A 20,924-nucleotide genomic window follows, 5' to 3' on the forward strand; every position below is an offset into this window, starting at 1 on the left:
AAACCTGTATTTTATAATAAAATAGGGGGCTATGAGATGCTTTAGGAGTGGATAATTATTACTTATTTTCTAAAAAAAAACTATATATTAAAAAAAAGATGTAAATTTATTTTACAAATAAAATTAGTTAATTAATGTTAAAACAATAATCATGAAAAAAATCAGTAAAAATTTTTTAATTGCATCATCCTTTATTTTTGCTTCCCTTGGAGTGTTTGCACAAAGCAATGCCAGTGATTTGAGTAGTTTAGTAAATATGAAAGCAAGTTATTTAGATGACGAGATGAGTAATCACGGCTATAAATTTCATAATACAAACAAAAGCGGTTCTGATATTTACCAAAATTGGTGGAACAGTAGCAAAAATAAATGTGTCTCAGTACATGTAACAGATGGTCGTGTTAAGTCCCTTGTTAATACACCAGCTTCTGATTGTGGTAAATCATCAAGTAGTAGTGGATCTCATAACAATTATTCACATAGACAAGGTAATGTAAATAATCTAGTAGGTTTAAATGTTAGCCATTTAACTAGCGAAATGAATAGACGTGGTTATACTTTACATAAATCAGATAAAAGTGGTAGAGACTACTATGAAAACTGGTGGAATAAAAATCAAGAAAAATGTGTTTCAGTACGTATAAGTAATAATGAAGTTAAGTCTGTTACAAATACAATGCCTATAGATTGTGGTAGTAATTCTAATAGTTATAAACACAGTTATGATTCAAACAAACACCATTATACAGGAAAAAAACAATACAGTGATTTAAAAGGTTGGGATGCTGTAAGAGCATACTCTGAGTTAGAGGGTCGTGGTTTTCGTCAAGTTAAAGAGCATCAATCTAATGGAAATACTTACAGACTTTGGAGAGATTATGACACCAATCAATGTATAAAAACAGTAAGTGTTAATAAAAAAATCAGCCAAATCTACGCTTCTGATCACTGCGATTAAATAGATTATTGATTTTTTACTTTTAAGTCTTTATATTTAAAAGAATAAATTAAAAAAATCTCAACATTTATGTTGGGATTTTTTTGTTTCAGGTTACTTTTAATTTTATGGTTGCTTTGTAATTAAAAGAATTCGATATAATGTGTTATAGATACTATAGAGAAATAAAAACTAATTGTAATTTTGTAAAATGAATTACATAATTAATAAGAGGTTTCAAGCTTTTGAAACAACCTTAACTAACTTTATAATTAATTTTGATACTCTAGGTGATAACTACGGAAATCAAGATAGAAATTCATTAAAATTATTTCAATTACAAGGAGAAACCATAAATGTAAAATCATTTAGGATTCCTAACTTAGTTAATCAAATAGCTTATTGTTTATTTAGAAAAAGCAAAGCACAACGCTCGTTTGAATATGCTTCCAGACTAAAGGAACTCGGTATTGGAACGCCAAACCCTATAGCATACTACGAATTTAAAAATTTTTTTTTGTTTAAAAAGAGCTTTTATATTAGTGAACATTTAAATTATGATTTAACTTATCGTGAATTAACTACCGATTTTAATATCCCAAATTACGAAGCGATTCTTAGAGCTTTTACACGGTTTACCTTTCAACTGCACGAAAAAGGAATTCATTTTTTAGACCATTCTCCAGGAAATACCTTAGTTCAGCTAAACAACGGCGATTATAAGTTTTATTTAGTAGATTTAAATCGTATGGAATTTAGAGCTTTAGATTTTGAAACCCGTATTAAAAATTTTTCACGATTAACGACTCATAAATCTATGGTAGAAATTATGAGTGATGAATATGCGAAATGTTCTAAAGAAAATTATAATAAAGTATTTCAGCTAATGTGGAAGGGTACAAAAGATTTTCAGGAAAAATACCACAGGAAAAGACGCTTAAAAAAGAAGCTTAAGTTTTGGAAATAAGTTAATTTATCTTTATTAATAACACCAATGTGTTTCGCTTTTTGAAGTGATTTTTAAGGAAGCAAATATTTTTTTGTAGTCCAGTTGACTAGAAACCGTAATTTAAAAATAAAACCCATTTAACAACTTAGTAGTATAAAAAGCTAGTGTAATCTTATCCAATTTAGAACTGCTTAAGTTTTTAATTTTTAATTTCGAATATAGTGTCTACAAAACGATCAACAGTAAATTTATTGAATACGTCTTCATTTAAAGGGACATAATCTTTCGATAAAAATGTGCTATCAATTTTAATGTTTTCAGGGTCTAAAACCATAATATTATTAGGGTTATAAAACTCGTAACCAGTTATTGTACTATTGGTTGTTATAAGTTTTTTTTGATATGCAAGAGCTTCAAAAACTCTAAAGCTTAACCCATTATGCCCGTCTCTTACTAAATCTAATAATATTTTAGAGTGTTCTAAATACCATTTTAATTGTTTTAAATCAATTTCATCATTAGAAAACTCAATGTTTTTATAAAGATTAGAAGGTTTTTTTTGGCTAACAATTATAAATTTATAGTTACTGTTAATAGTATCTAACTGTCTAGCAATTTCATTCAATTGTGGTATTCTTTGGTCAGGTGACATCACAATAAATACATCATATTTGAAATGATGTTTTATTTCTTGTTTTTCTAAGTATATGTAATTGGTTAAGTGTGTAAAATTAAAGGTTTTTACATCATCAAGATCAAAGGAATATATCTTATCAAATACATTATCAAGTAAATGATCAATTGGGAACCGTTTGCAACTATCATAGATGTAAGCCACATATTTTTTAGTAAACGATTTTATTTTTAAATGAGCCTGTTTATCTATTAAATCAGGCCTTATACACAAAATATAATCTTGTTTTCCCATTCTATTTAATTCAGTAAGAATGAACTCCTGACGTTTTATTTTTTTTATGTTTCTTTTAAAAAATAATTTTGAAAGAAAATTACCTGTTTTGTAAAAAAAGTTTTTGTATTCGTATTTATACTGACTAATATCAATATGAGTTACATCTACACCTTTCTTTTGTAGAGATTCGACGATGTGATAGTCGTAATTCCAGTAATCAAAGCTAATAAGGCAGACTTTCATATGATGTGTTAAGTTATATTTAAGTTTCAAATTTACCTTTTTTTTAGTTATCCATTTCAGATGTATTTAAGTATCGTATATTTGTTTTTCAGTTTTCAAACTACTTTTTTATGAATAAAATCCAAGTAGGCTTTTTAGTGTCTTATGATTATCAGCTTCTAAAAAATGCTATTCCTTTGGTTTATAGTGAAGCAGATACTATTTTTTTAGCGGTTGATATAAATAGAAAAACTTGGAATGGTGCATCTATAGATATTTCGGAAGACTTTTTTACTTGGATAAAGGCTTTTGATACCGAACATAAAATTCAACTTTTTGAGGAAAGCTTTTATGTTCCTGAGTTGTCAACCATGGCTTGTGAAGTTAGAGAACGAAAAATGTTGGCAGAAAAAATGGGAGTGGGAAATTGGATTATTCAATTAGATGCTGATGAATATTTTATAAATTTTAAGCGTTTTGTTGATTTCCTGAAAAGTAAAAACCATTATTTAGTAAATCCCGAGAAGCATAAAATACAAATTCAGCCATTTCATGTGAGTTTATATAAAAAGACCGAAAACGGTTATTTGTATGTAAATGAAGCAACAAAAACGGTGGTGGCTACCAATTATCCAGATTATAAAATAGGGCGAAAAACCAGAGGCAAAGTTGTGTATTTTAATGCCTTAATATTACATGAGTGTTTGGCTAGAGATCGAAAAGATTTAGTACAAAAACTTACTAATTGGGGACACAATGAAGAAGTAGATCTGGAAGGGTTTATGAAAAAATGGGATGCTGTAAACGAGACCAATTATAAAGACTTTGAAAATTTCTTTTTTTTAGAACCTGAAAAATGGAAACATTTAGATTTTGTAAAAGGAAAAAATTTCAAAAAGCTTTTTGAAAATTTCAGAAACGAAAAAGAAAAAGCATTGTATAAATCCGATTTTTTTATTTTTAAAAAAAATTTAGGACAATTCTTCAAATACCTATTTAAATAAAGAAAACATTTGAAAGCGACTTTAATATTATCTACTTATAATTGGCCCGAAGCTTTAGAGCTTGTTCTTGAAAGCGTAAAAGCTCAACAAGTATTACCGTTTGAGGTAATTGTAGCTGATGATGGCTCTAAGGAAGACACAAAAGACCTGATAGAGCATTATAAAAATAATTTTCCAGTGCCGCTAATTCATGTTTGGCATGAAGATGAAGGGTTTACTAAAGCAACTATATTAAATAAAGCTATCGCAAAAGCAAAAGGGACTTATATTATACAAGCAGATGGCGATTGTATTTTACATCGAGCCTTTGTAAAAGATCATATTGATTTTGCAATAAAAAACGGCTATTTATATGGAAGTCGTGTGAATATACAAAAAGCGTATTTGCCTGCTTTATTTGAAAAAAAACAGATTAAATTTTCTGCTTTTTCTAGAGGAATTAAAAAAAGAACTCGTGCTTTACATTTTCCTATACTAAGCAGTTTGTACACTAAGAAGGATGAGTTTTCTAAAAAATTTAGAGGATGTAATACTTCATTTTTCAAAAGTGATTTTGTTGCTGTTAATGGTTACAATGAAGATATAAAAGGTTGGGGTAGAGAAGACTCTGAATTGGCATTACGATTTCATAATTTCGGGTTACAATCTAGAAGATTACGGTATAGAGGTATTGTTTTTCATATTTTCCACGTGGAAAAGTCAAAAGCACAACTTGAAGCTAATAATAATATTGAACAACAAACCATTAAAGAAAAAGCAGTTTGGTGTGTAAATGGTGTAGATAAATATTTAGTCAACTAATGTTTTCAACATTTGATACCTGTAATACACACCATAAGCACTTAAATAACAAATTTCGAAACCTTCTTTGCCGTCCAAAAAGCCTAGCCTGAAAATATAATTCACTATAAATTTATAGCAAGGCCTGATGTAAAAATGAAAAAAGTTGGGTTTTATGCCTTTTTTGTGCAACTCTATGGCCTTTAGTTTGGCATAATGTTCCATTTTAGACTTATAATGGGCAGCACTATCAAAACAATAGTGAAGGATATTATGCTCTAAAAGCGCACTTTTGCCATCTATTTGTGGCATTTCATGTACTATTTTGTCTTTTATATAAGTCACCTTATCTTTTTTGAACAGGCGGTAGGTGGTGTCGGTTTGAAAACCACTAAAACGAATGCGTTTTTTCTTGAAGAAAAACAGACGTTTTATCATAAAAGCAACAGCATCTTGGGGTTGGTTTATGGTTTCTAATATTTCTGTTTTTAATTTGTCTGTAATACGTTCATCGGCGTCAATAAATAAAATCCACTCATGATTGGCTTGCTGAATTGCAAAATTTCTTTGATCGGCAAAGTTTTTAAATTCACGCTGAAAGATTGTAACGTTTTTTAATGCTGAAAGTTTTTCAAAAGTACCATCGGTGCTAAAGGAATCCACAACAATAATTTCATCTGCAAAGCTGATGTTTTTTATAACATCTTCAATATGATTTACTTCATTTAAAGTAATTATTAAAGCAGATATTTTTTTTGAATGCGTCAAATTATTAAACGTTTGTTGGTAAAAATAGCTATTATAACTTAAGTTTTTGGCTATTTATTAGAAAAGCGAAATCTATGTTTTTAAAAAGTTTTTTAGTTGCTCTATAAACAGTTCAGGCTTAAATTCTTGATAAAGCTGAGTCGCTTCTCCTTTAAATGCTTTTTCTGGTTTATTATAAATTTCTGGCTTAAAATCTTTTAAGTGTACACTTACATTCTGGTTGTTTTCAAAAAGATTCCATGTGTTTTTATCAATCCATGGCGAAAAAATAGCAAAGGTTTTTATTTGTAATGCTTTTGCCATATTTATAGCACCACCTTCGTTACCAATTAAAGCATTGCAATGCTTTGTTATGGCTAGGAATTCACGTAAACTTTTACCAAACACATTAAAATAAATTTGTTTTTTAGTTACAGGTTGGCATAAATTATAAATACTTTCAGCTTCTGTTTTCTGATTGGGAATGTAATTAAATAGTATTTGAGCATCTGGTTTTTCAGCAATAATAGCATCAATAATTTGGGCCATGTAGCTGAAGGGATATGTTTTATTGGGCCCACTGCCTAATACACCAATCATATACAAAGGCTGGTCTAATTGAATGTTGTTTTTTTCAAGAAATGTTTTACTATTCGAAATTTCTTCAGCAGTTAAATATATTTTCGGACTGATAGACGAGGCTTCAATACCTAAGGGTTCTAACAATTGCATGCGGTGCAAAATGGCTAAATTCCCACCAGTTAAATCTTTGACTCTTTTAATATTATGATGGTATAAAAAAGTGGTGTAAGGTTTATGATAAGAAATTTTAGTTTTAGCCTGAGAAAAAGCGGTTATAATATTGCTAGAAATTTTAGAATAAACATCGATAACAATATCGTATTGTTTAGCTTTTATACGCTTTGCAAATTGAAGTAATGCCTTTTTACTCGTTTCTTCTTTTTTAGTGAAGAAAATAAAATCATCTATAAAAGGATTGTTTTCTACAACAGGAAAGGTGTGCTCATTAATTAAATAATGTAATTGAGCGTTTGGATATTTATGGCGAAGTGCTTCAAACAGAATACTGCTTGTAAGCACGTCGCCAATCATTTTTTGTTGTATAACAAGAATATTCACTTATACCGCTACACTGTGCTCACGAAGTGCATCGTTAAGCGATGTTTTTTTGTTGGTGCTTTCTTTACGTTTACCAATAATTAAAGCACAAGGTACATTGTAAGTTCCAGAAGGGAATTCTTTAGCATAACTACCAGGAATAACAACAGAACGTGCAGGTACAACACCTTTATATTCTATAGGTTCATCGCCAGTTACATCAATAATTTTTGTACTCATTGTTAAGGTAACACCAGCACCTAAAACCGCTTCAGTTTCAACGCGAACACCTTCAACAACAATACATCTGCTTCCTATAAACGCATTATCTTCAATAATTACTGGAGCAGCTTGTAATGGCTCTAAAACACCACCAATACCAACACCACCAGATAAGTGAACGTTTTTACCAATTTGTGCACAACTTCCAACCGTAGCCCATGTGTCAACCATAGTACCTTCATCTACATAAGCACCAATATTTACATAACTAGGCATTAAAATAGTTCCAGCCGAAATATAAGCTCCGTGTCTTGCAACAGCGTGAGGTACTACACGAATACCTTTTTCAGCATAACCTGTTTTTAAAGGAATTTTATCGTGAAATTCTAAAGGGCCACATTCTATAGTTTCCATTTTTTGAATTGGGAAATATAAAACAACACCTTTTTTAACCCACTCGTTAACTTGCCAACCACCTTCAACAGGTTCTGCAACTCTTAATTCTCCAGCGTCTAATAAATCGACAACCTTTCTAATTGCCGCGATTGTCTTGTCCTCACTTAAAAGCGCTCTATCATTCCAAGCGTTTTCTATGATTTGTTGTAATTCTGTCATTGATATAAATATTTTAAGCAAATATACTAGCTATCATTTAAAAAGGGAATGTATTTATTAAATTAATAAGCATGTTTGTATTAGAAAAGAAGAAATTTAATTGTTGTTTTTATTAGGAGAAACGCAATACCTTTTCAATTTTAACAAAGATAAAATTGGAAAATAACATTTTATTAACTACATTTATCGGCGTAATTTGCACTTAATCGATACTTTAGTGAAATTTTGTAACAGAACTAGTAAACGATTTAATTTTAGAATATAGCTAGTTTATTAGCAGTTATGGGTTTTATTGGATGTATTTTGAGGGAAATAATCAACTAACCAACTAATTTCGAGCACGTGAAAATAAATTTACACCTTGTATTCATTTTTTTGTTCTTTTTTTCTGTGGGATACGCCCAAAAAAAAGAAACACCTTTAGAAGTTGAAGCAACTAAAACGGAATCAATTTTAAAAGATGTTAAAGTTGATTTAAAGCCTGACAGCAGCGCTTTATTAGTGAACGAATTAAAAATGATGCCTTTGGCTGATTTCAAAAAAAGCGATATTCGTTTGTATTTTAACCGACAGAAAAAAGTAAGAAACATAACCATTGTATTTCCAAAAATGATCATGGAAGCCTTGGCTTAAATCAAATAATAAAAAATATTTTAGCTTTAAAAGCGAATAAAGACTGTCTGAAAGGGCGGTCTTTATTTTTATAAGACTTAATTTTGCAAAAAAAAGTATGGCACGCATTTTAGCATTAGATTATGGAACCAAAAGAACAGGAATCGCTGTAACCGATGCTATGCAAATTATAGCTTCAGGATTAACCACGGTTAATACTAAAGAGTTATTAACTTTTCTTAAAGATTATACGAAACAAGAACAAGTCGAATTGTTTTTGGTTGGCGAACCTAAACAAATGGACAATACAGCGTCGCAGAGTGAAGCCTATATTGTTCCGTTTTTAGCCAAGTTAGAAAAAGCGTTCCCAAACATTCCAATTAAGCGTGTCGATGAGCGTTTTACCTCAAAAATGGCCTTTCAAACCATGATAGATAGTGGTTTAAATAAAAAACAAAGACAAAATAAAGCGCTAATAGATGAAATTAGTGCGACTATAATTTTACAAGATTATCTGCATAAATTATAATTGATAGTACCAATTGTATGTTTTTTGTTTAATTATGATGAAAAATACTTTTACTATACACTTAGTTTTATGTCTTTTTATAAAGAAGTGTTGTATTTTTGCAGACATTAATAAAAGCACATAATGATTTTACCAATTGTAGCCTACGGCGATCCTGTTTTAAAAAAGGAAGCTAAAGACATAACCAGAGATTACCCTAAACTTGATGAACTGTTAGAGAACATGTTCGAAACCATGTATAACGCCTTTGGAGTTGGTTTGGCAGCACCTCAAGTTGGATTACCAATTCGATTATTTGTTATAGATACCACACCTTTTTCAGAGGATGATGATTTATCAGAAGACGAAAAAGCAGCTTTAATCGGGTTTAAACGTGTGTTTATAAATGCCAAGATTATTGATGAAAGTGGTCATGAGTGGGCGTTTAACGAAGGGTGTTTAAGTATTCCAGATGTTCGTGAAGATGTTTTTAGAAAACCAAACATTACCATTGAGTATTTAGATGAAAATTTTGAAGCACACACCGAATCGTTTGATGGTTTAGTGGCGCGAGTTATTCAGCATGAATACGATCATATAGACGGGGTATTATTCACTGATAAATTATCGAGTTTAAAAAAACGATTAATAAAAGGCAAGCTTTCTAACATATCAAAAGGAAAGATAAATGTAGATTATAGAATGCGTTTCCCAGATCAAAAAAAGAAACGATAATATTTGCAAGACATCAATAAACATTTAATATTTGCCACTTTTAAAAAGTAATATATGAGTTTAGAAAAAGTTATATCAATTGCAGGAAAGCCAGGATTATATAAATTAGTAACACAAACACGCGGTGGTTTTGTTGCAGAATCTTTAATCGATAGTAAGCGTATTTCTGTAAGTGCACAAAATAATGTTAGTGTATTAAGCGAAATTGCTATTTATACTTTAAACGAAGAAGTGCCTTTAAAACAAGTTTTAGAGAACATTAAGAAGAAAGAAAATGGTGCACCAGCTTCTGTAAAACCTAAAGACAGTAAAGATAAATTAGAAGAATATTTCTTTGGAATATTACCAGAATACGATGAAGATCGTGTGTATGCTAGCGATATTAAAAAAGTAATACAGTGGTATAACTTATTACAACAGCACAATATGTTAGATAATTTGGTTGATGACGAAGATGCTGCAAAACCTTCAAATGAAGAATAATAAGCAAACGCCTTACTAGTAATATAAGCCTCCTTTTTTTAAGGAGGTTTTTTTATGGCTTTTCGTTAATTTTATCAAATGAAAATTTCAAAACCTCATTTAAGTCTGAAGAACCTCATTTTTTTGGTGCTTATAGTTTTGCTACTAGTTCCGAAAACACGTCAGCCTATTCAAATTTGGTTAAATAGAGGATTGGCATGCTTTATCCGTCAACTATTTCAGAGACTAAACAACAGGTTTTAACCGATTATAATTGGCAGCTTCAAACCAAATCTGGTACTCTATTTAATTTTGAAAACGCTAAAGGTAAAGTGGTTTTAGTTAATTTCTGGGCAACTTGGTGTCCGCCATGTATCGCAGAAATGCCAAGCTTAGATGCGCTTTATTCAGATTATAACGATCGGGTGGTTTTCGTTTTTGTGTCTAATGAGTCGCCTGAAAAAATTAATGCCTTTTTAAAAGACAAAGGTTATACTTTTGAACCGTTTACGCCACTCACACAATCTCCAGAATTTTTTAATGTAACCAGTATTCCAAGAACCTTTTTAATAGATAAATCGGGGCATGTTGTTATCGATAAAACAGGAGCTGCTAATTGGAATAGTGATCGTGTAAGAAACACTATTGATGCTTTATTGAGCGTGGATTTGTAGTGATAAATAATTATGCCATCAATCTGTTCAGATAAACCCTATTCCTTCAAATAGGTCTCAGAAAACAGTATTCTAAGAAAAATCTTTATAAAAATCTTACCATATTTTAAATATTTAAGTTTTTTTCTAGTTCATTTCTTCTTATAAAAAAGAGATTATTTATTCTTAAGGGCTTATTTGTGTAAATAAAATTACTGGCATAAGTTACTTTATGTTAAGTTGTTATGTTGTTTTGTAGTAATTGTGCATACATCGATGAAACGTATGTAAAGAGTTAATCTACTTATATAATATCGTAATTATAAACATTTCAAATATTATTGTGTTTTCGTAGGAATAATACCAATTATTTTCCTGCAACAACTAAACCAATTACAATTAAAACCAATAATTATGATTTCTAAAAACTACAAATTTCTTGTGGTCACATTATCTGTTTTTATTTCAAATATTAGTTTTGCTCAAACGCCTGTTCCTGTTGGATCTGGAAGTTATGCTTCTTTTCCGCCGAGTCAGGAATTAGAATTTGAATGGGATGGTACCATTTATTACAATGATTATGACTTTGTATACAACGACCCGATTTATGTTTCAGACGGAGAAACTAGACCCATACCAACAAACGATTGGTGGACTCGCCTTTTAATCGATCAATATGGTGGTTTATTATATGCTTATCCTTTAATTTTAGAGCCTACTTCCGAGGGTTTAAAAGTGCAATATCCAATAGGATTTACACAAGATGGAACAAATCTTGAGCGGGGCAATGGGCTCATAATTAAAGCAGAAAATTATACGCCAGACAAAGCCATTGCAGCTGATTGGACCGATTGGTCGGTTGTTATGGGGATGCCAGATGCAGAAACTGGCGCAAATATGAATGTGACCATGGCGCACGGGATACCATTTACTCAAATTGAAACAAAAGGTATTAATCCTATACTGGTTTCCAACACAACAGCGACGTATTTTACAGCTTCAGGAGACCCTGTAGTATTTCCAATTGCTGCTGGGGGCGAATTTGTGTTAGAAACAGAAGGGCGATTGTTTGGAATTCATCTTGGCGATGGCGCTACTGCAAACATTAATAAAGATACTTATATCTCTGTCGATTTGGGGGCTGAATATCCAATATCATCCATGAACTTGATTTGGGAAGCCGCTTTTGCATCAGGATATAGCATTCAAGTTTCTAATAATAATTCTGATTGGACTACTATTGAAACTGTAACCAATGGAAATGGCGGTACAGATAGTTTTAATCTTTCGATAACTAGTCGATATGTTCGAATTTTGTTAACCGAAAAAGGAAGCAATTATGAATATTCTTTATACGAGATTGAAATATATAGTAATGCGACAAATATTGCATTAAATAAAACTGCAGTCGCATCGTCTCAAGAAAATAACAATGCACCTCATTTGGCTGTCGATGGAAACACAAGCACACGTTGGGAATCTGCTGCTGGGCAAGTAGAAAAATTGGTGATAAATATGAATGGTGCAGAAAATCATTTTGTAATTTCTGCTTTAACTGATTATAGCGACCTTAGTACTTATGAAAATTATGCGCATAATAAACCTGTAGAAACCATTGTAAATTATGATTACGATGTTAATGCCGGAAAAGTGAATACAACTTGGGAGATTGCTACCGAAAATTTAAATGGAGAAGCTAATGGTAATACCATTCAGGGATTTATTCCGCATCAATATAAAAACACCACTTTTACCGATGTTAATTTCACAAATACTAATTATGTTTCTCCAAGAGGTGTTTTAAAAACAGCCATTGGCAAATCTTTCTCATTTTCATATAATTTTGGAGGTATTTTGCCAAGTTTTACGTCGCCTTATAAAAATGAAAATGATGCCAGTCCTTATAACGCTAATGCACAATATGAACTTATTTCTAAGTTTGCATCGCAACGAAAAACGTATGGAAATGATACTTATTGGGGCGGAAAAGACCTAGTAAATATAGCAAAATATGCTTTAATGGCTAAAGAGTTAGACCATCAAGCTTATGAAGAAATTAAAGCTTTAGCAAAAGCATCACTTGTAGACTGGCTAACCTATACCAATGGGGAAACAGCCCATTATTTTGCACGCTACGACCGTTGGAAAGCATTGGTTGGTTTCGATCAATCTTATGGTTCGGCGCAGTTTACCGATAATCATTTTCATTATGGTTATTTAATTCATGCTGCAGCTTTATACGGCATGATTGATAGTGATTTTTTAAACGATTATAAAGGGATGTTAGAGCTTGTTTGTAAGCAATATGCCAATTGGGAAAGAGACGATGATTTCTTACCATATTTTAGAACTTTCGATCCATGGATAGGACATTCTTACGCAGGAGGGACCAGTTCTGGAGGCGGGAACAATCAAGAATCTACTTCTGAAGCCATGCAATCTTGGATTGGGATGTTCCTATTGGGAGATATTTTGAATAATAGTGCCATGCGTGATGCTGGTGCTTTTGGATATCGAAGTGAAGCAGCGGCTACTATGGAATATTGGTTTGATTGGGATCAAGAAACCCTTCCTGAAGCTTACTCTCATGATATGGTAGGAATATTATGGAATGGTGGCTATTCATATGGAACTTATTTTAGTGGAAGTCCCGTACATATTCATGGCATTCAGTATTTACCAGTAGCCCCAGGTTTTAAGTATTTAGCTGAAAATAAAACTTGGGCAGCTAAAGAATATTCGGATATGATGAGTGAATCTATGGCGATAGATGGGCATACTAGAGAAATTGATTTTGGCGATGATTGGGCACAAGTTGCTTTGGGGTTCAGATTGCTGTTTGATCCTGAATATGTTTCAAATTTTATGCAGTCTAATCTTGCATTAGATGAAAATAATCCGGATTATATTATGGATTATGAGGTGTCTGGTATGACTTATTTCTACACACATGCTATTCAAAATTTAGGTGATTTTTCTTTTAATTATTACACAAACTTCCCAACAAGTAGTGTGTTTGAAGAAAACGGAAATTTTTCACATGCTGTAGTTTTTAATCCTTCAGATGCTGAAAAAGAATGTGTGGTATCCGATTATTTTGGAAATAAAATAGCAACATTTAATGTGCCTGCCAAAACATTAGTAACATATCCAGATCTTCCTGAAACTGGTCAGAAACCAGAAGGTTGTTTCAGTATTAGCGGGCAAGCAAGCGCTACTTCAGGAGATAGTTCTGCATCAGCAGCCGTTGATGGGGATTTAGGAACACGTTGGATAGCAGAATCTACTACACCATGTACTTTCAATCTTGATTTAGGCAAACAATGGCTTCTTTCTGAAGTAAGTATTGCTTGGGAGACCGCTAATGCGAGCGATTATACGCTTCAAGGTTCAACAGATGATTTAACGTGGACTGATATTAAGAAATTTAGTGGTTTAGCTTCTGGCGAAAGAACCGATGTGATTGATGCAAATTTAGAATCTTATCAATATTTACGCTTAAATATAACTGCAGCTTCAACACCTTGGGCATATTCTATTTATGAAATTAATGTTTGCGGACAAGTTGATGATGGTAATAATAGTTTGAGTACAGACGAGGTGTCTCATCCAAATGATTCAGCAATAGTATTTCCCAACCCAACAAATTCTGATGTTGTTGTAAAAGGAGCTATTGCGGGGGCAACCATCGAACTATATACTATAAGCGGACAAAAAGTAATGCAGGTTATTGCTCGAAGTAATGCGCAAAAATTGGATTTTCAAAAATTACCACAAGGTGTTTATTTTATGAAAATAAGCGGAGAACCCAAGGTTATAAAAATAGTTAAGCAATAATAGATTTGAAAGCTGCTTGAAAAGTAGTACGAGTTCAATAGGTCATACTTGTTGAAAACATATCGATTATTTAATGTGTTTAATAAGTTGAATATGAGTTTATAAAAGAAACTTTTCAAGCAGTCTCTTTTTTAGAAATAACGATTAAAATTCCAAAAAAACTAGAATATGATTCCTTTTGAAAAAAACACCAAGGTTATAATAGATTTTACTTGGATCGTTTATACGCCAAGTCGGGAATATCAAATCATGAATTTTCGCGTCATTCCAAAATCTAGAAACTTTTTTACACGATCGTTAAAGTACAGTTGGCTTCGTTAAGATAGACTATGATAAGAATTAGGAGTAATAAGCCTTTTAAAAGTTTTCGGTTTAACTAAGTGCGCACGAGAATAACACAAATATACTTTTCATCTTTTTTCAATTGTTTTTAGATATTCAGTAAACTGCAGTAAAACAAAGGATTGTAAGGTGTTTTATTCCGTTTGTATTTTCGTCTTTTTTCAATTGTTAACAATTGTGTGCACAAATTTTGTGTTATTTGTGCACAATAGATTATCTTTGATATGTTCAAATATATCATATCATGGCTACAATTGCATTTGCTTACCGTTCTACAAAAAAGGAAGCTAATATTCAAGTAAGATTTGTTTATCAATTAGAGGGGTTTAAATCACGTAAAAGTATTTATGCACCTACAAAATTTGAAGTCTTAAATGCTTTTTGGGATAAATACCAATCAGGAACTAAATTTTCAGGAACTAATAAAGATTTAGCGTTAAAACTTGATACACTTAAAAAAGAATTAAGCGAACATATTTTAGATGCTTATAAAAGTGTAAAAGACAAATCAATTATAAATAAAGAATGGTTACTTCAAAATGTGCACGAGTATTACAACCCTCCACAACCTGAAATTGAAAATGTAATTCCTGAAAGCATTATAGAATATATTGATTTTTATAAAAAAGATAGGGGAAGCGATTTGAGTTTAAACGCTGTAAAAAAATGGGGTGTTATTAAAAATAAACTTATACGTTTTGAAGCATCACAAGGTAAACGGTTTATATTAAGTGAGGTTACCAGTTCTTTTAAAAATAAGTTTCTCGATTTTTATATCGAAAATCAATATTCCATTAATACTACGCAACGTGAATTCGCATACATAAAATCATTGTGTAAACATGCCAGGTTAAAAGGTTTAGATATTTCACCTGAAACAGAAGGTTTGTCAATAAAAAAAGAAAGGTTTAAAAAGCCTTATCTAACCTTTAAGGAATTAGAAAAAATTCAAAAATTAGAATATTTATCCGAGTCGTTAGATAATGCTCGTGATTGGCTTTTAATCTCATGTTATACAGCCCAGCGTATAAGTGATTTTATGCGTTTTGATAAAAGTATGATCCGTTATGAAAATGAAGTACCCGTAATTGAATTTAGACAACAAAAAACGCAAAAAGAAACTATTGTGCCTTTATTGCCCCAAGTGATTAACATCATAAATAAAAGAGAGGGCGAGTTTCCGCGTCGTATTTCAGATCAAAAGTATAATGAATCCATAAAATTGGTTTGCAAAGAGGCCGGTATAAACGATCTTATGAAAGGTAAAAAGCGTATTTGCGTAGCGCCGGAAGGTGTGAAACCTAAAAAGCATCATTTTAGAGATTTACCAGGTGAGTTTGAAAAGTGGGAGTTAATAAGTAGCCATTGCGGTCGTAGGTCTTTTGCCACTAATTATTATACAAAATTGCCAACTTCTTATTTAATAAGTATAACAAATCACAGCACAGAAGCTCAATTTTTATCGTACATCCAGAAGCCTAAAAAAGAATTGGTTTTCGATGCTTACAAACAATTATTAAACGTTTAAATATTGAAGTATGGCAGGCAGTAAAATAAATACAAATGCGTTTGGTTACGGTTCAAACTTCGAAATAACATTTCAAGATTATAAGAAACTTTATCCAGTTCTATTAAATGATTTTTTAAATAAGGGTGGCGACTTTACAGAATTAAATTTTATTGACGAACAATTAGAAGCATGTAAAAGACATACAATTGAGCTAAAAGAAGGTTTGGATAATTTAGATTTTCACAGTAAAAACAGGCTTGAGGTTCTACAGTTTTTTATGAATAGAATATTACTTTTTGATGGTTATGATCTAGAAAAGGAAACCGAAACAGAAGAACTAACAATATCTTTATCTGAAGAAGGGAAAAGGCAAGTTTATCAAGACCGATTAGAACCTGTTTTAAAAAACAGGATTGCATCAAATAAGAAAATAGCAGAGTATTTAAACAATCTAAGATCTATGATAAACGATATAAAGTCAAGCAGTTCAGAACCTAACATTAACCTTTTAAGCTTTAAACATCTTATAGAAAATAGCGAAACATACAAACGTGTTTGTTCTAATGTGTTAGGTCCTTTAGAGTTTGGAGGTAAAAAATATGCTTGCCATAATGTTTTTGGAAACACATTATTGTTTTTACATACAACCCTACAAGATGAGGAAATCTATAATACATTAATTGAAAATGGTTTCGATATTAGGATATATCAACACGCTTTTATAAAAGGAAGTGAAGAAGGTAAAGAATATTTCAAAGAGAGCTTAAAAGGTATGTATTCAAAAAATGAAGCTTTATCAACCATTAGTTATTTAGAAAATGAAGCTGGAAAAATTTTAAATAATATTGATCTCGTTATTAATCCGGGTGTGTTTGAAAAATACGGATATCATTCACAGGTATTAAATTATATTTCAGAATACAAAAAACAAAAATCTATTTGGTTTACTGGTAATAACAAAAGTGAAGTTTCAGAATCTAAGATACATGAATTGCCAGAAGGGTTTAATAAGTTCGTTATTACTGATGAAGCAAAAAGGGTGTTGCCAAAGATTTATGACACTTATAAAAATACAGATGGCAAAAATTTAGCTATCCTAATTTATGTATTATACGAAGAAAATATTATTAAATATGTAAAGCGTTCTAAAGCTGGATTAAGTAGAAAAGACTTAATGATTTGCTTTAACCCTAAGGCAAACGATGTTTTGGTAAAGAATTATTTTAACACAGGTTCTGATAACGAATTATACCGTATAGATAACAAACCTAGTTCACATTTTGTTTATGATGATGATATTGAGGAAGTTAGACAAAAAATACACTCTATTACAAAAGATGAGGTTACTTAAAGTAACTTTACAAGTATCTTCAAGTAACTGGTTTTCAGTTAATTACATAGGATTACAAGATATATTTGCAATGTAACATTAACATTGTAAAAAATGACAGATTTAAATGTAAACCTGCAAGACTATTTGCAGATGATAGTAAAACAAGCTGTTCAAAATTCTATTCCAGAAACAGCTAAGGCAGCCGCAGATTTAATAAAAAAAGACTTACAGGAAAACGATCCAGACGAACTTTTAACACCAAATGAAGCCGTAAAACTATTACGTTGTTCAATAACTTCTCTTTGGCGTTATGAAAAGTCTGGAAAAGTAAAAAGCGTAACCATAGGTGGTAAACGATTATACAGAAGATCCGATTTATTAGAAGCATTATCTAAATAAAAAAGGTCTGAGATATGAAAGACCATAAAAACAGACCAGATTTTAACCACCTGCAAGATATAAAAATAGACTACACTAAACAAAGAAAGCTAGTTTATAGCTCTTTCTATGCAGCTCCTAGGACAATGTTAATGGTTGCCTTAGATGCTGGAGTTTTCAGGGCTAATGTATGCAGATATGTTGCACAGTTTAAAAATCAAAATGCAATAGCTGAGGTTAAAAAGGGAATTTGTGAAATATCAAAACATCCTGCTACGTACTACAGCACAAATCCGAAGTATTTTGAAGATGATGATGAGTCTCTAAAGGAAGCAGCTAATGAATAACGCATTAGAAGCATTAAAGGCTCTCAAGTACGCTAATTTAAAGGTTAATCATCCTTTAATGCCTGAACATGCTATACCTAGACCAAAGTACACAGATCGAAATTCAAACGGGTTGACTCGATGTGTTATTGATTGGATAAAATTAAACGGATTCCAGGCTGAACGAATAAACAGCATGGGGCGTATGATCGACAATAGAGAAACTATAATTGATTCAATTGGTAGATCTCGAAATATTGGAAGTGTAACCTGGACAAAGGGAACTGGTCAAGTTGGTACGGCAGATATTTCTGCCACGATTAAAGGCCGTTCGGTTAAGATAGAAATTAAGTGTAAAGCTACCGGAGATAATAAGCAAAGTCCGGAACAAAAAGAATATCAAAAAAGCGTAGAAGCTGCAGGCGGTGTTTATCTAATAGTAAGAACCTTTCAAAGCTTTTTTGATTGGTATGTGGAATTTGTAAAAATGTAATAATGGCACAAAATATAAAAGATTTAAAAGCGGTGTACTTCAGCCACGATTGCAACGCTAGGAATGATGAGAAAATTATCTCATTACGTATGAAACATGGAACTTTAGGTTATGGCCTTTATTTTATGCTGTTAGAGCGTTTAGGGTCTTGCACAAACTACGTTGCTAAGTTAGATTATGATTTAATGGCTTATGAATTAAGAGAGAGTCCTGAGATTTTGAAAAGTGTGATTGAGAATTTTGGATTATTTAAAATCACAGATGATAAGAAATATTTCTTTTCTCAAAGTTTTACGTCTAGAATGGCTTATAAAGACAAAAGCTCTATAAATGGTATTATAGGAAATTTAATTAGACATGGACACGCTACAAGGGATCAATTAGATCAAATGTCAGAAGATGAAATTACAGCTCTAAACAACAAAATTAAAAGTGAAAAGTCGGGGGCGAACTCGGGGGCGAACTCGGGGGGCGGTCGCAATAAAGAAAGTAAAGGAAGTAAAGAAAAAGAAAAAGAAAAAGAAGAAAGAAGAGAGAGAGAAAAAGACGCTCGCGCCATCGATATTTTGAAAGAAGAAAAAGAGTCTGAACTCGATGTATTGTGGATGCAAAATAAAACACAAATAAAAGACGCAAAAAAGCTAATTGATTCTTTCAACGACAAAATGGATTTAGAAGCCGCTCAAGGGAAAATTGAATTTGAATCTAAACAGCTTATGCCAAGATTTAGAACTTATGTTAGGCAATGGGTATCTAATACCCTAGAAAAAAAAGAAAGAGAAAGTAAAACCCCTGCACCAGATTCTTATGAATCAGGAAAACTACCTAGAAAAAACTACCCAAATGACGCCGATAGGATGTATAGCAAGATGAAAAGGCTTTAAAAATCAATTCTAACGCAAAAATAAGCTAATCCTAGAGTGTTTTAACAAACTAAAGTAATTGTATTAACAAATCATTTAAACAGTCTTAAAACAACCCTAAAATAGACAAATAAAATATTACTAAATTTTTAAATAAAATAACAATGGAGAATCAAACAAAAATTAATGATGCGCGTAACTTTATGAGTAGATCTAAAGTAATACCTGAATCACTCAAAGCAAAATGGCTAGAACGAATTAAATATGATAGTAAGGTGTCAATTCAGGACCAAGTTAAAGAGTTGGAAGATGAAGTAGCTGAAGTTTCTATGGGTGTTACAGGTAAATTTCCGGAAGGATATAAGGCTGATGATGCAGCTAATGAAGTAGATGCTGATGAGGTGATAGATGATGTGTTAAACAGTTTAATGTAAAATAATAATGGCAGCAACAAAAGAATTTAAAAGAATCCTAATAGATGAGGATAAAAAACATCTTTCAAAAATTGTAAATCAAATAGAGAAATTTCAACCTCTTTTGCAAAAATTAAAGGCAAAATTTGAGGGTTTAGAGTTAGGTCCGTTAACCGATGAAGTTTATCAGGAGTTAGTATCTCAAGGCAGTAAAAGATTAGCTCAGGAACATTTAAAAAACCTAAATGGACAATGTGAAAAGGCTGGCATAACTTCTCAAATAATTAAAGAAGGGTTTTATAAAACGAGCCAGGATCGAATTAATCAATTAAATGACGTTTTAGGTAAACTGAAAAACCTTAGACCGATTGATATTAGTTTGGTAACTAATTTTAATGTGCCATCATTACGTCCAACTGATATTTATTATAGCCAAAAAAGAAATTTGTTTATGGTGGGACCAGAACAAAAGGAAAAATTATTAGAGAAGTATTGTAGGGTTTATATTGAAACTGAAAAGGAAAAAACAGCGGTAACCGCTTTAGAGAATCTAGTAAAAGCTTATAACGAATTTACAAGTATTACAGATGGATCTTTGTTGAGATTCTGCGGCTTAAAGGGTTTAGATAGTTTCGTTGTTGATCATATTGAAATAAATGCAGGAAACAAAGCCGCAAACAATAAGGTTGAAATCTTAAAAGAAGCTAAAGCCAAATCAAAAGATTTAGTTTTAGCTATGGTGTAATGCTTAGATATTTATAAATAATATCAATATTCCTACACCCTTTAAACTTCCTACGGTATTTTAAAACGAGAGCCAGCGGCTATTGGGGAGTTGTTTATCAAAGATGTTAGTGCAAACTAGCATCTTTTTTTTGTTGATAATTGTTGATTTTATTTTGGGCTTTTTTTGAGTTAATTTGTCGTTTACTTTTTATTCCAAAAACTACTAAA

23 protein-coding genes are annotated in these 20,924 nt (G+C 31.5%); 19 read left to right on the forward strand and 4 right to left on the reverse strand.

The window, feature by feature from the left end; all coding sequences use genetic code 11:
* Positions 1 to 151: 151 nt before the first annotated feature.
* Both H6X70_RS11480 and H6X70_RS11485 read left to right on the forward strand, forming a co-directional pair.
* Positions 152 to 958, forward strand: a complete 807-nt coding sequence (locus H6X70_RS11480) for a hypothetical protein (RefSeq protein WP_194767838.1) — start codon at positions 152 to 154, stop codon at positions 956 to 958.
* Between the two features lie 190 nt (positions 959 to 1,148).
* Entirely contained in the window at positions 1,149 to 1,904 is a 756-nt protein-coding gene (locus H6X70_RS11485; RefSeq protein ID WP_194767839.1) for a lipopolysaccharide kinase InaA family protein, read from the forward strand.
* Positions 1,905 to 2,085: 181 nt separating this feature from the next.
* On the opposite strand, the gene H6X70_RS11490 is transcribed toward H6X70_RS11485, so the two are convergent.
* Positions 2,086 to 3,069 (reverse strand): hypothetical protein, encoded by a 984-nt coding sequence (locus tag H6X70_RS11490; RefSeq protein ID WP_194767840.1) that lies wholly within the window; start codon positions 3,067 to 3,069, stop codon positions 2,086 to 2,088.
* An 80-nt stretch (positions 3,070 to 3,149) separates the two neighbouring features.
* Here H6X70_RS11490 and H6X70_RS11495 point away from each other — a divergent pair, with 80 nt between their 5' ends.
* Both H6X70_RS11495 and H6X70_RS11500 read left to right on the forward strand, forming a co-directional pair.
* Complete coding sequence (locus H6X70_RS11495) at positions 3,150 to 4,022, forward strand: hypothetical protein (protein ID WP_194767841.1); 873 nt, start codon at positions 3,150 to 3,152, stop codon at positions 4,020 to 4,022.
* A 9-nt stretch (positions 4,023 to 4,031) separates the two neighbouring features.
* Positions 4,032 to 4,823, forward strand: coding sequence for a glycosyltransferase family 2 protein (locus H6X70_RS11500; protein WP_194767842.1), 792 nt, complete (start codon positions 4,032 to 4,034; stop codon positions 4,821 to 4,823).
* On the opposite strand, the gene H6X70_RS11505 is transcribed toward H6X70_RS11500, so the two are convergent.
* The 3 genes from H6X70_RS11505 to H6X70_RS11515 form a co-directional block, all read right to left on the reverse strand.
* A complete protein-coding gene (locus H6X70_RS11505) occupies positions 4,812 to 5,570 on the reverse strand; it encodes a glycosyltransferase family 2 protein (protein WP_194767843.1) in 759 nt (252 codons plus the stop codon). The two genes, H6X70_RS11500 and H6X70_RS11505, sit on opposite strands and share 12 nt — an antisense overlap.
* A 72-nt stretch (positions 5,571 to 5,642) precedes the next feature.
* Positions 5,643 to 6,662: a glycosyltransferase family 9 protein gene (locus H6X70_RS11510; RefSeq protein ID WP_228530343.1), complete on the reverse strand. Its 1,020-nt coding sequence runs from the start codon at positions 6,660 to 6,662 to the stop codon at positions 5,643 to 5,645.
* 27 nt (positions 6,663 to 6,689) lie between these two features.
* Positions 6,690 to 7,505 carry a 2,3,4,5-tetrahydropyridine-2,6-dicarboxylate N-succinyltransferase gene (locus tag H6X70_RS11515; protein ID WP_194767845.1) on the reverse strand — a complete coding sequence of 272 codons (816 nt, stop codon included), beginning with the start codon at positions 7,503 to 7,505 and terminating at the stop codon, positions 6,690 to 6,692.
* 342 nt (positions 7,506 to 7,847) lie between these two features.
* Here H6X70_RS11515 and H6X70_RS11520 point away from each other — a divergent pair, with 342 nt between their 5' ends.
* From H6X70_RS11520 to H6X70_RS11590, 15 genes are all read left to right on the forward strand, one after another.
* Entirely contained in the window at positions 7,848 to 8,138 is a 291-nt protein-coding gene (locus H6X70_RS11520; RefSeq protein ID WP_194767846.1) for a hypothetical protein, read from the forward strand.
* Positions 8,139 to 8,235: 97 nt separating this feature from the next.
* Positions 8,236 to 8,646, forward strand: a complete 411-nt coding sequence (ruvX, locus tag H6X70_RS11525) for a Holliday junction resolvase RuvX (RefSeq protein WP_194767847.1) — start codon at positions 8,236 to 8,238, stop codon at positions 8,644 to 8,646.
* 123 nt (positions 8,647 to 8,769) lie between these two features.
* Positions 8,770 to 9,360, forward strand: coding sequence for a peptide deformylase (gene def / locus H6X70_RS11530; protein ID WP_194767848.1), 591 nt, complete (start codon positions 8,770 to 8,772; stop codon positions 9,358 to 9,360).
* Between the two features lie 54 nt (positions 9,361 to 9,414).
* The gene (locus H6X70_RS11535; protein WP_194767849.1) at positions 9,415 to 9,843 is read left to right on the forward strand and encodes a DUF5606 domain-containing protein; all 429 of its coding nucleotides are present in this window, start codon (positions 9,415 to 9,417) and stop codon (positions 9,841 to 9,843) included.
* A gap of 197 nt (positions 9,844 to 10,040) precedes the next feature.
* Positions 10,041 to 10,496 carry a TlpA family protein disulfide reductase gene (locus H6X70_RS11540; RefSeq protein ID WP_228530344.1) on the forward strand — a complete coding sequence of 152 codons (456 nt, stop codon included), beginning with the start codon at positions 10,041 to 10,043 and terminating at the stop codon, positions 10,494 to 10,496.
* Between the two features lie 393 nt (positions 10,497 to 10,889).
* A complete protein-coding gene (locus H6X70_RS11545) occupies positions 10,890 to 14,312 on the forward strand; it encodes a glycosyl hydrolase (RefSeq protein WP_194767850.1) in 3,423 nt (1,140 codons plus the stop codon).
* Positions 14,313 to 14,480: 168 nt separating this feature from the next.
* Complete coding sequence (locus H6X70_RS11550) at positions 14,481 to 14,633, forward strand: hypothetical protein (protein WP_194767851.1); 153 nt, start codon at positions 14,481 to 14,483, stop codon at positions 14,631 to 14,633.
* Between the two features lie 265 nt (positions 14,634 to 14,898).
* Positions 14,899 to 16,182 (forward strand): site-specific integrase, encoded by a 1,284-nt coding sequence (locus tag H6X70_RS11555; RefSeq protein ID WP_194767852.1) that lies wholly within the window; start codon positions 14,899 to 14,901, stop codon positions 16,180 to 16,182.
* A gap of 10 nt (positions 16,183 to 16,192) precedes the next feature.
* A complete protein-coding gene (locus H6X70_RS11560) occupies positions 16,193 to 17,515 on the forward strand; it encodes a hypothetical protein (protein ID WP_194767853.1) in 1,323 nt (440 codons plus the stop codon).
* Positions 17,516 to 17,608: 93 nt separating this feature from the next.
* A complete protein-coding gene (locus H6X70_RS11565; RefSeq protein ID WP_194767854.1) occupies positions 17,609 to 17,896 on the forward strand; it encodes a helix-turn-helix domain-containing protein in 288 nt (95 codons plus the stop codon).
* Positions 17,897 to 17,910: 14 nt separating this feature from the next.
* Positions 17,911 to 18,222: a hypothetical protein gene (locus H6X70_RS11570; RefSeq protein WP_194767855.1), complete on the forward strand. Its 312-nt coding sequence runs from the start codon at positions 17,911 to 17,913 to the stop codon at positions 18,220 to 18,222.
* Positions 18,215 to 18,694 carry a hypothetical protein gene (locus H6X70_RS11575; RefSeq protein ID WP_194767856.1) on the forward strand — a complete coding sequence of 160 codons (480 nt, stop codon included), beginning with the start codon at positions 18,215 to 18,217 and terminating at the stop codon, positions 18,692 to 18,694. Before H6X70_RS11570 ends, H6X70_RS11575 begins: the two co-directional genes overlap by 8 nt.
* Before the next feature lie 2 nt (positions 18,695 to 18,696).
* On the forward strand, positions 18,697 to 19,578 hold the full coding sequence (locus H6X70_RS11580; protein ID WP_194767857.1) for a Lin1244/Lin1753 domain-containing protein: 882 nt from the start codon (positions 18,697 to 18,699) through the stop codon (positions 19,576 to 19,578).
* A 143-nt stretch (positions 19,579 to 19,721) separates the two neighbouring features.
* Positions 19,722 to 19,991 carry a hypothetical protein gene (locus tag H6X70_RS11585; RefSeq protein ID WP_194767858.1) on the forward strand — a complete coding sequence of 90 codons (270 nt, stop codon included), beginning with the start codon at positions 19,722 to 19,724 and terminating at the stop codon, positions 19,989 to 19,991.
* 7 nt (positions 19,992 to 19,998) lie between these two features.
* Positions 19,999 to 20,715 (forward strand): hypothetical protein, encoded by a 717-nt coding sequence (locus H6X70_RS11590; protein WP_194767859.1) that lies wholly within the window; start codon positions 19,999 to 20,001, stop codon positions 20,713 to 20,715.
* The last annotated feature ends 209 nt before the right edge of the window (positions 20,716 to 20,924 follow it).

This window comes from Tamlana sp. I1, assembly GCF_015355625.1.
Lineage (GTDB): Bacteria > Bacteroidota > Bacteroidia > Flavobacteriales > Flavobacteriaceae > Pseudotamlana.